13 protein-coding genes and 2 pseudogenes are annotated in these 12,761 nt (G+C 73.1%); 5 read left to right on the top strand and 10 right to left on the bottom strand.

The window, feature by feature from the left end:
* Nucleotides 1–93: 93 nt before the first annotated feature.
* Nucleotides 94–852 carry a dienelactone hydrolase family protein gene (locus GA0074694_RS24005; RefSeq protein ID WP_091462174.1) on the bottom strand — a complete coding sequence of 253 codons (759 nt, stop codon included), beginning with the start codon at nt 850–852 and terminating at the stop codon, nt 94–96.
* Nucleotides 853–1,026: 174 nt separating this feature from the next.
* A pseudogene (locus GA0074694_RS33985) lies at nt 1,027–1,917 on the bottom strand (acyltransferase domain-containing protein); the annotation flags it as partial.
* An 85-nt stretch (nt 1,918–2,002) separates the two neighbouring features.
* Between GA0074694_RS33985 and GA0074694_RS23995 the strand changes: the two are divergent.
* Nucleotides 2,003–2,659: a MauE/DoxX family redox-associated membrane protein gene (locus GA0074694_RS23995; RefSeq protein WP_091462171.1), complete on the top strand. Its 657-nt coding sequence runs from the start codon at nt 2,003–2,005 to the stop codon at nt 2,657–2,659.
* A 28-nt stretch (nt 2,660–2,687) separates the two neighbouring features.
* Here GA0074694_RS23995 and GA0074694_RS23990 read toward each other — a convergent pair whose 3' ends face one another.
* The 5 genes and pseudogenes from GA0074694_RS23990 to GA0074694_RS33210 all read right to left on the bottom strand — a co-directional run bounded on the left by GA0074694_RS23990 (nt 2,688) and on the right by GA0074694_RS33210 (nt 5,815).
* Nucleotides 2,688–3,482: an alpha/beta hydrolase gene (locus GA0074694_RS23990; RefSeq protein ID WP_091463830.1), complete on the bottom strand. Its 795-nt coding sequence runs from the start codon at nt 3,480–3,482 to the stop codon at nt 2,688–2,690.
* Nucleotides 3,483–3,580: 98 nt separating this feature from the next.
* Nucleotides 3,581–4,450, bottom strand: a complete 870-nt coding sequence (locus GA0074694_RS23985; protein ID WP_218105790.1) for an SMP-30/gluconolactonase/LRE family protein — start codon at nt 4,448–4,450, stop codon at nt 3,581–3,583.
* Nucleotides 4,447–5,052: a GNAT family N-acetyltransferase gene (locus GA0074694_RS23980; RefSeq protein WP_091462167.1), complete on the bottom strand. Its 606-nt coding sequence runs from the start codon at nt 5,050–5,052 to the stop codon at nt 4,447–4,449. Before GA0074694_RS23980 ends, GA0074694_RS23985 begins: the two co-directional genes overlap by 4 nt.
* A pseudogene (locus GA0074694_RS34340) lies at nt 5,052–5,375 on the bottom strand (GNAT family N-acetyltransferase); the annotation flags it as partial. The gene GA0074694_RS23980 and the pseudogene GA0074694_RS34340, both read right to left, overlap by 1 nt.
* On the bottom strand, nt 5,372–5,815 hold the full coding sequence (locus GA0074694_RS33210; RefSeq protein WP_281190376.1) for a fumarylacetoacetate hydrolase family protein: 444 nt from the start codon (nt 5,813–5,815) through the stop codon (nt 5,372–5,374). The pseudogene GA0074694_RS34340 and the gene GA0074694_RS33210, both read right to left, overlap by 4 nt.
* On the opposite strand from GA0074694_RS33210, the gene GA0074694_RS33205 reads away from it, so the two are divergent.
* Both GA0074694_RS33205 and GA0074694_RS23965 read left to right on the top strand, forming a co-directional pair.
* Complete coding sequence (locus tag GA0074694_RS33205) at nt 5,801–6,076, top strand: amidohydrolase family protein (RefSeq protein WP_245714874.1); 276 nt, start codon at nt 5,801–5,803, stop codon at nt 6,074–6,076. The genes GA0074694_RS33210 and GA0074694_RS33205 overlap by 15 nt on opposite strands.
* A complete protein-coding gene (locus tag GA0074694_RS23965; protein WP_218105789.1) occupies nt 6,073–7,068 on the top strand; it encodes an SDR family NAD(P)-dependent oxidoreductase in 996 nt (331 codons plus the stop codon). The genes GA0074694_RS33205 and GA0074694_RS23965 overlap by 4 nt, the downstream gene beginning before the upstream one ends.
* Before the next feature lie 89 nt (nt 7,069–7,157).
* On the opposite strand, the gene GA0074694_RS23960 is transcribed toward GA0074694_RS23965, so the two are convergent.
* Complete coding sequence (locus GA0074694_RS23960; protein WP_091463822.1) at nt 7,158–7,520, bottom strand: fluoride efflux transporter FluC; 363 nt, start codon at nt 7,518–7,520, stop codon at nt 7,158–7,160.
* On the bottom strand, nt 7,517–7,990 hold the full coding sequence (locus GA0074694_RS23955; RefSeq protein ID WP_245714873.1) for a fluoride efflux transporter FluC: 474 nt from the start codon (nt 7,988–7,990) through the stop codon (nt 7,517–7,519). The genes GA0074694_RS23960 and GA0074694_RS23955 overlap by 4 nt, the downstream gene beginning before the upstream one ends.
* A 177-nt stretch (nt 7,991–8,167) precedes the next feature.
* Between GA0074694_RS23955 and GA0074694_RS23950 the strand changes: the two genes are divergently transcribed.
* On the top strand, nt 8,168–8,593 hold the full coding sequence (locus GA0074694_RS23950; RefSeq protein ID WP_091462162.1) for a DUF6766 family protein: 426 nt from the start codon (nt 8,168–8,170) through the stop codon (nt 8,591–8,593).
* 123 nt (nt 8,594–8,716) lie between these two features.
* Nucleotides 8,717–9,277: a dienelactone hydrolase family protein gene (locus tag GA0074694_RS23945; RefSeq protein WP_091462158.1), complete on the top strand. Its 561-nt coding sequence runs from the start codon at nt 8,717–8,719 to the stop codon at nt 9,275–9,277.
* 13 nt (nt 9,278–9,290) lie between these two features.
* On the opposite strand, the gene GA0074694_RS23940 is transcribed toward GA0074694_RS23945, so the two are convergent.
* Nucleotides 9,291–12,431 carry a discoidin domain-containing protein gene (locus tag GA0074694_RS23940; protein WP_091462156.1) on the bottom strand — a complete coding sequence of 1,047 codons (3,141 nt, stop codon included), beginning with the start codon at nt 12,429–12,431 and terminating at the stop codon, nt 9,291–9,293.
* Between the last annotated feature and the right edge of the window lie 330 nt (nt 12,432–12,761).

Genomic DNA, 12,761 nt, shown 5'->3' with positions numbered 1-12,761 from the left:
CTGTGTCGGCGCGAACCACGAAGGGTCGCGCCCTGTCGCACCTGTCGCCGGTGCCGGCGTCCAGCTCCGCACCGGACGCCGGCACCGGTCAGGTCAGGCCCGGCCGAGGTGGCGGGACAGGAACGTATCGTCCACCCCGACCCACCGGACGCTGCGGTGGTCGCCCGGTCTGGCGTGCAACGTCTTCTCCGTCGAGGCGAACGCGTCGAACAACGCGAGCCCGGACGAACGGTCGGCGTGCTCGTCGTCCCACGGCAGCAGGAACTGGACCGGCACGGTGATCCGCCGCGCGGCCTCGATCACCGGTTCCTCCACAGGGAACCCACCCCCGAAGATCGCCGCGGTGATCCGGGGCTCGACCGCGGTCAGCCGTACCCCGATCGCCGTGCCCATCGAGACACCCCCGCCGTAGCCGACCGGCGCGTCCGGGCCGATCTGCGGCAACGCCTGTAGGGCGTCCAGCGTCGCCTGCCATTCCGGTACCGCCCGTTCCGCGACCGAGGCCATGAAGCGGACGCTGGCCGTCGCGAACCGCAGGGTGTCACCTGCCGTCACGGCTTCCCGGATCTCCGTGCGGGCCTGCTCGTCGGAGTCCGTACGCGGGCGATCGCCGTGTCCCGGCGCGTCGATCGCGACGACGGTGAACCCCCAGGTGGCCGCGGTGTGCAGGGCGCGGGCCCGGAGCCCCGACGCCTTCTTGTGCATGCCACCGTTGTGCCCCATGAGCACGACCGGGGCGTGATCGGCGCCGGATACGGGTGCCCAGAGCACACCCGGGATCTCCCCCACGAGGAAGTCGCGTTCGATGACACCGTCGGACGAGGTCTCAGCGGTGAAACGTACAGAATGCATGGTCTGGTGCCTTTCGGGAGTGCCAACCTGATGGGCGCTCCCGGCGACGGTTACCTCAGCCGCCCGTCCGTAACGGGAGAGAGCACCACGTACGAACTGCGTTCACGGGTCTCACCTCCTCGGCCGGGTCACGGATCTGGGGCACGCTATCAACCCGGTCGTACCGCCAGCCAGTCAATTACCCGTCGGCCACGTGTTCAGGGCCGCGCCTATCTCAAGGCCGTCGGTCCGGTCAGCGCCGGCCGGGGTGCTGATCGGGAAGCGGCCGCGGCGCCAGTGCCAGTGGCGGCCGGCTCTCAGGTGGTCGACGACCGCGCGCTGGAGCACGGTGCGGCACGACGGCTGGTCGAGCGGCGTGGTCAGGGTCCGGAACACGAACCGCAGCACCTCGACGTCGGCGTTCATCCCTTCCGGCTCCTCGTAGGGCTCCAGCTCGAACCTCCGCTGGAACCGGAGGATGTTGGAGTCCTCGGGCAGGTACTCCCGCAGTTGCGGGTCGAGCAGCCACGAGCCGCAGGAGAACGTCCTGTAGTGCTCGTCGGGAAAGTGGCGCGGAAAGAACGCGCGGGCCTCGTCGAGCGACGCCGCGACCGCCTCCGGGGTCATCGGCCCCGCCTCGGGGACGTGCAGGCCGAGGGTGGTGTCGCCGCGCTGGTACTGCAACCGGCCGAGTTCGTAGAGGCCGCCGCGCGTGTGCAGGGTCAGCCAGCTCTGCATGATCGGCCAGCCCTCGCGGTGCATCCGCCGGTCGATCGCGAGGTTGCGGCCCAGGTCCGCGAGGGTCACCCACGACACGGCATCGGGGATGCCGTGGGCGCGGTGGTACTCCCGGACGACGTCGACCAGGGCCAGGTACGCGTACACGTAGAGGTGCCGCCAGGCGGGGCCCCGGTCGCGCGGCAGGGCCGGACCGGGCGACAGCCAGTCGTGGCCGCCGAGATCGGCGTGGACCAGGGCGGTCGAGCGGTCGAGCAGCCAGCGCAGCTCCGGGGTCCACAGTGGGGAGTCCGGGTCGGGCCAGCCCGCCATGATCTCGGCGGCGTCGTCCGGCCGCACCGCGAGCCGCTCGGCGAGCGTCGGGCCCTGCCCGCGTACCGGCTGCTCGGCGCGGTCGAGCTGACCCTGGGCGCACTGCTCCTCCTGCCCCCCCGTGTCCCGGCTGGAGGCGACGGCCGCGACCCTGCTGGCCGTCGGCTTCCTCGCCTACCTCGGCTACACCCGGCGGGTGGCGCCGACGGCCTCCTGCGGCTGCCTCGGCGCCCAGCCGACTCCCGTCTCCGGTCGCAGCCTGTTCCGGGCCGGCCTACTGGTGCTCGCCGGTGCGCTGGCCCTCACCGGCACCGCCGCCTGGTTCGACGCGCTCGCCGACCGGCCGGCGGCCGGCACCGCCGTGCTGCTTGCCGAGCTGGCGGTGGTGGTGGCGCTCTCACCCGAGCTGGACGCCACCTGGCTGCTGCCACTGCGTCGGTTGCGCGCCCGGCTGACCCACCCGCTACGCGGCGGGTCCGGTGTGCCGCTGCTCGCCAGCGTGCAGCAGCTCCAGCTCAGCGACGTCTACCGACGGGTGGCCCCGCTGCTCCGGTCCGACGTCCGCGAGCACTGGGACGAAGACGGCTGGCGATTCGCCGCGCACGCCGCGCGCTACCAGGGCCGGCCGGCGACCGCCGTGTTCGCCGTGCCGCTGGCCGATCCGGAACCGGCTGCGGTACGCGTCGCCCTGGTCGACGACGCCACCGGGCAGACCCTGCTGAGCCTGGCCGGCACGCCCCCGGCCACCGGTGGCCGGCTCACCGTCGTCCCGGCCTGAAGCCGGCCCGCGCGGGCGCCGACGGTGGTCAGCCGGCGTGCCGGGACAACGGCAGCCAGGCGAGGACGTCCCGGATCCACTCGTCCCAGTAGGCCCAGTCATGACCGCCCGGTCCGAACCGGACGGTCACCGGCACGTCCCGCCTCCGGGCCGCCTCGACGAAGCGCACGCTGTCGTCGTAGAGGAAGTCCTCGGTGCCGCAGGCGACGTAGAGCCGGGGCAGTGGCCGTACCCGGTCCGCCGCCGCGTCCAGCAGGTGCAGCACGTCGTCCGGGGAGCCGACCACCGGCCGGTCACCGAAGAGGGTGTGCCAGAGCCGGGCGTCGACCGGGTGGCCGTCGGTGCCGGGGGAGCGGCCGGCGATGTCCAGTGCCCCGGACAGGCTGGCCGCGGCCGCGAACCGGTCCGGGTGGCGCAGCGCCCACTTGACCGCGCCGTACCCGCCCATCGAGAGCCCGGCCACGAAGGTGTCGGCGGGCCGGTCGGACAGCCGGAAGAACGACCGGCAGACCTCGGGAAGTTCCTCGCTGAGGAAGGTCCAGTACCGGTTGCCGTGCTCCTCGTCGGTGTAGAAGCTCCGGTCGACCCGGGGCATGACCACCGCGAGGCCCAGCGGGGCGACGTACCGTTCGATGGAGGTGCGCCGCAGCCAGATGGTGTGGTCGTCGCTGAGCCCGTGCAGCAGGTACAGCACCGGCGGGTCACCGGCCGGTGCGGTGCCGGCCAGCCCGATCTGGGACGTCGTCCGCTGCGGCAGGAGCACCGTCATCGAGGTGCCCATGCCGAGCGTCTCGGAGTGGAAGTCGCAGTGGATGAGGGCCATGACCGGCAACGATAGTGCCCGCCCGGCCGGTGACGCCGGGGCCGTGCTCCGCCCCGCCGCAGCCGGGGACGTCCACCCCCGTGGCCTCCCGGGCGGGGTCACCCGGCGAACGGGTGGGCGGCGAAGCCGGGCACCGGTGGACGGAGGCGGAACAGTGCCCCCGCCGGGGACCGGTCGCCCGGCGGCGACCCCTGGCGGGACGTGGTGACGTAGAGGTCGGTGTACTCCGGGCCGCCGAAGGCGCAGGCGGTCGGCCGGCGGGTCGGCACGTCCACCACGGCGGACAGGTCGCCGTCCGGGGTGTATCGGTGCACCGCCCCGCCGTCCCAGAGCGCCACCCAGATCCCACCGGCGGTGTCGACGCAGATCCCGTCGGGCACCCCCTGTTCCGGCGGCACCACCACGACCGGCCGCCGGCCGGTCAGCTCCCCGGAGGCGCGGTCGACGTCGAACGCGTCCACCCGTCCCAGGGCCGAGTCGACGTAGTAGGCGGTGCCGCCGTCGGCGGTCCAGGCGAGCCCGTTGGAGACCGTCACCCCGGTCAACACGGTGGTCACCGTGCCGTCCGGGTCGAGCCGGTACAGCGCGGCCCGACCGGGTGCGGCGTCGTACGCCATCGACCCGCAGTGGAACCGGCCCAGCGGGTCGCAGGCCCCGTCGTTCATCCGGACCGTCGGATCCGACCAGATCTCCGGCAGCAGCTCCACCGTGTCGTCGGTGAGCAGCGCGAAGCCCCGTTCGACGGCGGCGACCAGACCGCCGCCGGACCGGGGCCGGATGGCGGCGACCACCCCGGCGACGTGCCGGCGGGTGACCACGCCGGTCGCCGGGTCGAGGGCCAGCACGTCCCCGGCCAGCAGATCCACCCACCGCAGCCGGTCGTCGTCCGGGCACCACACCGGTCCCTCGCCGTGGTCGGCGACCACCGGGGTGACCTGCTCGGCGACCAGCCGCCCGGGAGCCCTCACAGGTAGTCCCCCGGCCAGTGGAACGCGCCCGGCGCGCCGGTGGTCGCGGCGAGCCGGTCGGCGTCGGCGCGCACCGGGCGGACCATGCCGGTCTCGTCGACCTCGGGCACCGGGTCGCGCAGCAGCCACGGCAACGCCGCCCCGACCACCGGGTCGGCGGGCAGCCGGGCCACGCACCGCACCGTCCGGTCGGCGTGCGCGGTCGTGGCGACGACGCCGAACAGCGCCCGCAGCGCGTCCACCCCGCCGGCCACCTCGACCACCCGGACCAGCCCGGCGGAGCGTTCCCGCACCAGGTACCCCACCGGCTCGCCGTGCCGGTGGGCGACCAGCAGTTCGGTGGGCGGGGCGTACCAGGACGGCACCCGGTGCCGCCAGTCGTGGTCGTCGCGGACGGTGCTGAGCGGGCGGTGCGCGTTAACGCCCGGTGCAGCGGCGCGAGGTCCGGCCAGTCCGCCCAGGAACCCGGCCGTACCGTCCAGCCCGGGGGCGGCACGGTCGGCGGTGCCGGCCGGCCGCTGGGGTAGCCGAGGCGGAAGGTCCGGAAACCGCTGCCCAGGTAGACGGCCGGTGTGCCGGTGAACAGCAGTGCCCAGGCGCACCCGTCGACGTCCATCGCCGCGAGGGCCTGCTCCAGCAGCCGTCGCACGTGGCCCTGCCCCCGTTCCGCCGGGCGGGTGGCCACGTTGGCCACCCCGCCCACCCGGTCGACCGTGCCGTCGGCGGCGCGCAGCCGCCGCGGCAGGTAGTGCACGGCGGCCACCACCCGGCCGTCGCGCACCGCGACGAAGGTCCGCGCGAACCGTCCCGGATCCGTCGCCCAGAGCGCGGTGACGTCCGTGGCGGGGAACGCCTCCGCCCAGGTCGACCGCAGCGACGGCAGGTCCTCCGGGGTGGCCGTGCGGTAGCCGACCGGCGCGCTCACGCCGGAACGAGGAGGTTGCGCTGCCGGCCCAGTCCCTCGATTTCCACCTCCATCACGTCCCCCGCGCCCAGGTACGGGAACCGCCCGGACAGCGCCACGCCCTGCGGGGTGCCGGTGTTCAGCACGTCCCCCGGTTCGAGGACGGTGAACTGGGAGAGGTGCCAGATCAGGAACGCCACGTGGAAGATCATGTCGGCGGTGCGGGAGTCCTGCCGGGGCTCGCCGTTGACCCAGGACCGCAGTCGCAGCGCCTGCGGGTCGCCCACCTCGTCCGGAGTGACCAGCCACGGGCCGAGCGGGTTGAACGTCTCGCACGACTTGCCCTTGGCCCACTGCCCACCCGGGTCGGCGAACTGGTACTCCCGCTCCGTCACGTCGTTGGTGACCGCGTACCCGGCGACCCGTACGAGGGGGAGTGCATCGCGGTGATCCGCAAGCACCGGCACGTCTACGCCGACGTCTCCGCCCTGCACTACCGGCCGTTCCAGCTCTGGCACAGCCTGCGCCTGGTGCAGGACTACGGGGTGTGGCCCAAGCTGCTGTTCGGCAGCGACTACCCGTTCACCACCGTCGACGCCTCGGTCGAGGGGCTGCGCCGGGTGGGCCGGGTGCCCGGCATCCCGGGCCTGGACCCGCTCGACGTCGACCAGATCGAACAGCTCATCCACCGTCCGTCGCTCGACCTGCTGGGGCTGGCATGACCGCCGTACCGCCCTCGTTCGACCTCACCGGGCGGCTCGCCGTCGTCACCGGGGCGGCCCGTGGACTCGGGGCCGCGTTCGCCGCCGGCCTGGCCGCCGCCGGGGCCGATCTGGTCCTGGTCGACCGGCCCGGGGTGGACCTCGGTCCGGTCGCCGAGCAGGTCACCGGCTTCGGTCGGGCCGCCCACCGGCACCCGTTCGACCTGGCCGACACCGAGGCGATCGCCGGTTGGGTGGACGACCTGCGGGCCGCCCACGGCCCGCTGCACATCCTGGTCAACAACGCCGGGGTCGCCCGGCTGGAGCACTTCAACGAGATCACCGTGGCCGGCTGGCGGGAGCTGATGCGGGTCAACGTGGACGCCGTCTTCTTCTGTGCCCAGCGGGTCGCCGAGCACATGATCGCCGACGGCGTGTCCGGCCGGATCGTCAACATCTCCTCCAAGAACGGCCTGGTCGCCGAGGCCGGGTTGGCCCACTACAACGCTTCGAAGGGTGCGGTGGAACTGCTCACCCGGTCGCTCGCCGCGGAACTGGGCCCACACGGGATCACCGCGAACACCATCGCCCCCGGCATGATCGACACGCCGATCGACGGGGAGTTCCCGTTCAACCGGGCCGCGTTCGAGGCGGCCTGGGAGCAGCGCATCCCCGCTGCGCGGCGGGTACGGGACCCCCGCCGACTGCGTGGGTGCGCTGCTCCTGCTCGCCTCGGACGCCGGCCGGTACGTCACGGGCACCCACCTGGTGGTGGACGGCGGAGTGCTGGCCGACCAGATGCCCCGGCTGCGCTTCATGCCGCCCTACCGCAGCACATTGCCCGCGGCGGGCCCGCCGGGCGACCGGGACGGAACCTGACGACCGTCCACCGGGCGCCGCCGGACCGTCCACACCGGTCCGGCGAGCGACGTGCCCGGTTTCGGTCAGGTTCCCGGTCGCAGCCAGACCCGGAACGGCCCGGCCGGGCGGAACCCGACGTCGAGGGCGAGTGAGAGGTCGTCCTCGGTGGCACACCGGCGCGGCCCGCAACGGAATTCCCGGCGGGCACGGGCGGCAACAGTGGGCCGACGCGAGGCCCGCGTCAACCGGCGACCAGCCGGGCCAGGAGCAGGCCCGTCCAGGCCGCGCCGAGTCCGGCGGTCACGTTGAGCAGCACGGTGGCCAGCGCGGCCCCCCGCCGGCCGTCGCGACCCAGACGCAGCGTCTCGTACGAGAGCGTGGACCAGGTGGTCAGCGCACCACAGAGGCCGGTGCCGAGCGCGGCGGTCGCCGCCGGACCGACCGGCACCGCGAGTACCACGCCGAGCAGCAACGAACCGGCCACGTTCACGGCGAGTGTCCCCCAGGGCAGCACCGAGCCGAACCGGGCCCGCAGCGCCCAGTCGGTCAGGTAGCGCAGCGGCGCACCGACGGCCGCGCCGAGCGCGACCAGCAGCATGGTCACCGGGCCGCCCCGCCCGCCCGCGTCCGGTCCAGCAGCCACCCGGTGGCCGCGTCGCCGAGCCAGACCGCGCCCAGCGCGGTGAGCACCGTCGCACCCAGGTAGGCCAGTGCCGTCTCCGGCGCGCCAGCCCGGACGGCCTGCTGCACGTCGAGCACGTACGTGGAGAAGGAGGTGAACCCGCCCAGCACCCCGACGCCGAGGAACGGACGCAGCAGCGGCCGATCCGTCCAGACCCGGGTGAGCAGCACCATCAGTACGCCGATCAGCAGGCAACCGAGCACGTTGACGGTGAACGTCGACCAGGGGAAGGTGGTGGGCCGGTACGGGAACACGGCCAGTGCCCCGGCCCGGGCCAGCGCCCCGACCACGCCACCCGCGGCGACGGCCGCGAGCATCACCGCCGGACGCACCGGCGGGACGGTCGGGCCGAGTGGATCGACGTCGGGTTCGGCCCGGGGGCTGTCGGACACCGTTCCTCCACGAGCATCAGGACGCCGGGCGGAACCGGCGGGACACGCCCGGACGCCAGCCTAACGGGACGCGCCACGCGGCCCACCGGCCGCAGGCCGCATCCCCAATGTCGGTTTCAGCCCGGTTGACCTGGGGCAATGGTGGTCACGACAGCGTCGTCCAGCGGAGGGGGAGACATGTTGGGAGAGAGCGCGGCGTCGACCACGGACCGGTCGACCCCGATGGGCCGTCCGGGTGACACCCGCCGGAAGGACCCGCCCTTCCGGAAACCGCGCTGGCCCAGGGCGTACGGCTTCGCCCTGGTCACCGGCGCGCTCTTCGTCTTCTCCTGGATCGGCCAGTTCCTGTTCCAGATGACCGTGGCGGGCAACGAGGCCCGTCAGCACGGAGAGTCGTTCGCCTGGGGCGAGTTCCTGCCCCAGTTCCTCGCGAGTACCTTCGAGAACTGGCAGAGCGAGTTTCTCCAGCTGATCTGGCAGGCGGCCGGGCTGGCCCTCTTCTACTACTGGGGCTCCTCGCAGTCCCGGGAGTCAGACGAGCGCATCGAGGCCAAGCTGGACGCGCTGCTGCGCGAGCGCGGCCTGGACCCGGACCACCCGTGACGTCAAGCCGGTTGACGTCCAGAGGCTGGTCGGCATCGACGGACGATCTGGACCGGGCGGGAATGCCGGCGCGTCGCGGTTGGCTGTCGGCGCGACCGCCGGGGCGCGGGGCACGATGACCTGATGCGGCACATCTTGCTCTTCCACTCCGTGTACGGTCTCCGCCCGGCGGTCCTGGCCGCCGCCGACCGGCTCCGCGCCGCCGGGCACCGGGTCGTCACCCCTGATCTGTACGAGGTGCCCGCCGTCGACACCATCGAGGAGGGCTTCGCGCTGTTCGGCCGGATCGGCACCGGGACCGTCCTGGCGCGGGCCCGCGCCGCCGTGGCGGACCTGCCACCCGACACGGTGCTGGCCGGGCTCTCCATGGGAGCCGGGGTGGCGGGGGCCCTGCTGGCCGACCGGCCCGCCAGTGCCGGGTTGCTGCTCCTGCACGGCACCGGTGGCTCGCCCGAGGTGGTCCGCGCCGGCCTGCCCGTACAGCTGCACATCGCCGACCCCGACGCGTACGATCCGCCCGCCGAGGTGGACGCCTGGCGGCGGGCGATGGCCACGGCCGGGGCTGAGGTCGAGGTGCACCGCTATCCGGGCACCGACCACTTCTTCACCGATCCCGACGTGCCCGGGTACGCGCCGGCCGACGCCGACCGGCTCTGGGACCGGGTGCACGCCTTCCTCGGCTAGGGCAGGAATCGCCCTACGTCGCCGAAATCACCAGGCCGCGGAGCGAGGGATCACCCGGCCGCCAACCGGCGACCCGTACCGCGACGTAGCGGGCTGCGCCAGTGAGCAGCGCCGAATCGCGCCCGGCGGGCAGTCGTACCGCGTGGGTGTAGGTGGTGCCGTCGGTGCTGGTCGCCACGTCCACGGTTGGTGATCGATCGCCGTTCCAGTCCAGCTCGATGCTCCCGAGCGCCTGCTGCTCGCCGAGGTCGACGACCATCCGTCCGTCCACCCCCGGCGTCCAAGCGGTCTCCGGTCGGCCATCCACGGCCGCGCCGGGATCGGACATCCCCGGCGGCAGCGGACTGGTCGGGAAGGTGACTCGGCCGAGCGCCAGGTTGGTGAGCGGGTACGCCGGCGCGTCCGGTAGCACGATCTCACGCGGCTGCGCGTCGACGACCACGACCGTGTCGCCCGGTGCGGCCGCCGAGCTGACGCGCACCTGGCAGGCCGGGCCACTGAGCCGGAGGCGTTGCCCGTCGATCACCTCGGCGTGCAGGCCCACCGGCAGCTCGCCCCCGCCGGCTGTCCGCATCGTGAACCGTGGCGCCCGCACCTCGGCGCTCGACGCCTCCAGGACGGCGGCGTAGTCGGTGCCGGTCGCGGTGACCGTCTGGGCTCCCGCGTACAGCTGGACGCTCGTCCGCGACTGCGGCAACGAGACGGTTGCGGTGGCGGCGGAGCCCGACAGGTTGAACAGGCTCAGATGGCCCTCGGTGGTGCTGGCCCGTACCGATGCCTGCGATGTTGCCGGGGCGGGCTGCGCGGCCACCGCCCGCGTCCGGCCGGGATCGAGCCGGGGGTGGCCCTCCACGAGCAGCGGTGCGGCGGGCCCGTCGGACAGGGTGATGACGTTGCCGGCGACGGTGATCGGATTGACCGGGCCCCGCACCACCAGGCTGGCGCGGCCGTCGATGTCGAGCCAACCGCCGGTGCTCGAGAGGTTCGGCTGCGGGTACGTGGCGACGTCGCGCCAGGTGACGCCGTCGTCGGAGACCTGTACGCGGTAACGGCGTCCGGAGGCGGCTTCCCAGTAGATGACCGCCCGATCGAAGGTGCTGGGCCCGCCGAGGTCGACGGCGAGCCAACTCTCGGCACGCGGCCGGTCGGCGCGGGACACCGCCCAGCGCGTGGTCATGGTGCCGTCGGTGGCGAGGGCGGCGCCGCGCCCCGTGTCGGCGGACGACGCGGTGGTGGGCTTACCGAGCGTCAGGTTCGGGCCGGTCTCGCCGTCGCGCACCTCGAATTCGAAGATCGAGTAGCCATAGGTCGGATCCGGTTGGACGCCGAGCATCCGAACCCACTGCGCGGTCGTCGTGGGGAAGGTGACCGTGTCGACGCGGGCAACCCCCGGTGGTGGGGTCGCACCGCCCGAATCCTGCGACGCGACGGTGACCGTTCCTTCTGCGGCGGTGTAGGTCCGGCTGCCGTCCAGGCCGGCGACGCCCGGCATGGTGAGGTTGTAGACCTCGAGGTGCCCCTCCCCGGCCGCGACCCCACTCGTGGCATAGACGACCGAACCGCCGGGCAGCGTGGCGAATCCGGCCCAGCCGGTGTCGAAGCCGAGCACCGTGGCGCTGCCGTCGAACCCGTCGCGCAACGCGGTGTACAGCGCGACGCTGCGCGTGCGGACGGTGCCGGCGGTGCTAGGCAGGAACATCGGGGTGGCGCCGCTGATACGGAACAACCAGTCGTCGTGGGCGGGCTGCCAGGCGAACTTGACATAGCCGGCTCTGCTGACCGCACCGGCCCAACTGTTCCTCGACTGGTGCGACAGGAGGCCGGGGCCGGTGCCGAAGTCGGTGACGCCGCTGGCCGCCGCGAACACGTCGTCCCTGCTGAGCGGGACAACCGGTTCGCCATTGCGCGCCCTCCACTCGTGTAGCAGGTAGCTGATCGCCACCTCGGCCCGCGCCTCCGGTTCGTACTTCGGCTCTCCGGAGAACTTGGTGATGCGGTACTGCGGCGGATACTGCTGGTAGGCCTCGAGCCGGTCGGCCATCGCCTGTTCCGCCCAGGCGGCGCTCCGGTCGCCAAGCACCTGGGCGAGGAACGCGAGCGGGATGACATCGCGGCCGTAGAGGTGTTCGCGGTCGTTCACCATCGGCATCAGCGGCTCGCCGGCGTCACTCATCACCGACAGGATGCTGCGCCACAGCCGATCGCCGTTGGGTTGCGCTCTCGTCACCTCGGGCATCGGCTGCCCGGCGATCATGAAATGTACGCAGTTGCGCGCGGAGGTCCGCCACAGCTCGCACTGGTAGTGCGGGCCGAACGAGCCGTGGTTCTCGACCACGAACGTGTCGTACAGGTTCCGCGCGGTGTTCGCCGACACGGCGACGCCGTCGACGATGGTCGGATTCGCGAGGTCGGCAACCGGAAGGCTGGTCTGGTTCCGGCTCCACTGGCCGAACAGGGTGCGCCAGGACGCGGCGTCCGGAGCGTCGGGTGCCCAGGCGAGGCCGGGTGCGAGGGATTGCGCGTGGACGCCCATCTCCTCCAGCTTGGTGTCGCCGACCCAGCCACCGGCGAGTCCGTTCGTCGTCCATCCCGGTGACCGCGGGTCGTCGCCGGTGCCGAGGGACGCGGTGTAAGCCGCCTGCAACTGGGCGAGCTGGTCCAGGTTGGCCCGGGTGGTCGCGTCGAGGTCGTCCCAGAGCAGGCGGCCGGCAAGTTGGAAGTACAGCTGGAATGTGCTGTCGAAGTAGAGGGTCTTGCCCCACTCGGTGCCACCGGTCAACCGGTTCGACGCGGCGAAGTGCGACAGCGTCGCCACGGTGTGCGCCTTCAGGGTCTCGGCGTCGATGCCCGCCAGCGCCTCGTCGTACGTGCCGCGCGTCAGCACCAGCGCGTTGCCGAGAACCACCGCGAAGGAGAAGTTCGTGGCCCGGTAGTGCCCGGCGGTCGCGTCCCACTGCGTCTCAGCCCACCGGGTATGGCGCAACAACACACGATGGTAGGTCCGGGCCACCGCGTCGTCGGCGAGGAGTTCCGGGTGCGGGCCGGACGGCGCGACCGACACCACAGCGAGCGCGCCGGCAGTGGCCGCCATCTGGAGGAACCTGCGGCGGTTGACCCGGGAAGTGAAGGGGACCGAGCCCGGCACCGACGTCATACGGCATCTTCGTGTGTATCCACCCGAGGTGTCAACGTCCGTCCGAACGCGACCGCGACCGGGCCGCCTGTCCCGGCACCCACGCCGCCCGCTGCCACCCGCGGTGCGCATCGCCACGACACCAGAGGGAACCGCCGCCCCTCGCCACTTCTGCGCGCCTTCCGAGGCCATCGATGCCCCGCTCCGTCGCGGGTCGACGGCAGCCCCGGGCTGCTCGAAAGCGCCGCTGAGCAGGCGAATCTCGGGTCTTGTCAGGCGCCGTGATCAGGTGTACAACTATGCCAGCTAGGTGCATACCTAGCTCTCGACTGGTGCGAAACTATGGGAGGC

The organism is Micromonospora inyonensis (assembly GCF_900091415.1).
Lineage (GTDB): Bacteria > Actinomycetota > Actinomycetes > Mycobacteriales > Micromonosporaceae > Micromonospora > Micromonospora inyonensis.
Note: the sequence above shows the minus strand (reverse complement) of the source record. Positions and strands in the feature narration are given on the sequence as shown.

What these genes read in the sequence shown, in the direction of transcription:
- GA0074694_RS23990 (WP_091463830.1), bottom strand. Translation starts at nt 3,482, where the DNA reads ATGGCCCTCATCCACTGCGACTTCCACTCCGAGACGCTCGGCATGGGC.
- GA0074694_RS23945 (WP_091462158.1), top strand. Translation starts at nt 8,717, where the DNA reads ATGCGGCACATCTTGCTCTTCCACTCCGTGTACGGTCTCCGCCCGGCG.
- GA0074694_RS23950 (WP_091462162.1), top strand. Translation starts at nt 8,168, where the DNA reads ATGTTGGGAGAGAGCGCGGCGTCGACCACGGACCGGTCGACCCCGATG.
- GA0074694_RS24005 (WP_091462174.1), bottom strand. Translation starts at nt 852, where the DNA reads ATGCATTCTGTACGTTTCACCGCTGAGACCTCGTCCGACGGTGTCATC.
- GA0074694_RS23940 (WP_091462156.1), bottom strand. Translation starts at nt 12,431, where the DNA reads ATGACGTCGGTGCCGGGCTCGGTCCCCTTCACTTCCCGGGTCAACCGC.
- GA0074694_RS23965 (WP_218105789.1), top strand. Translation starts at nt 6,073, where the DNA reads ATGACCGCCGTACCGCCCTCGTTCGACCTCACCGGGCGGCTCGCCGTC.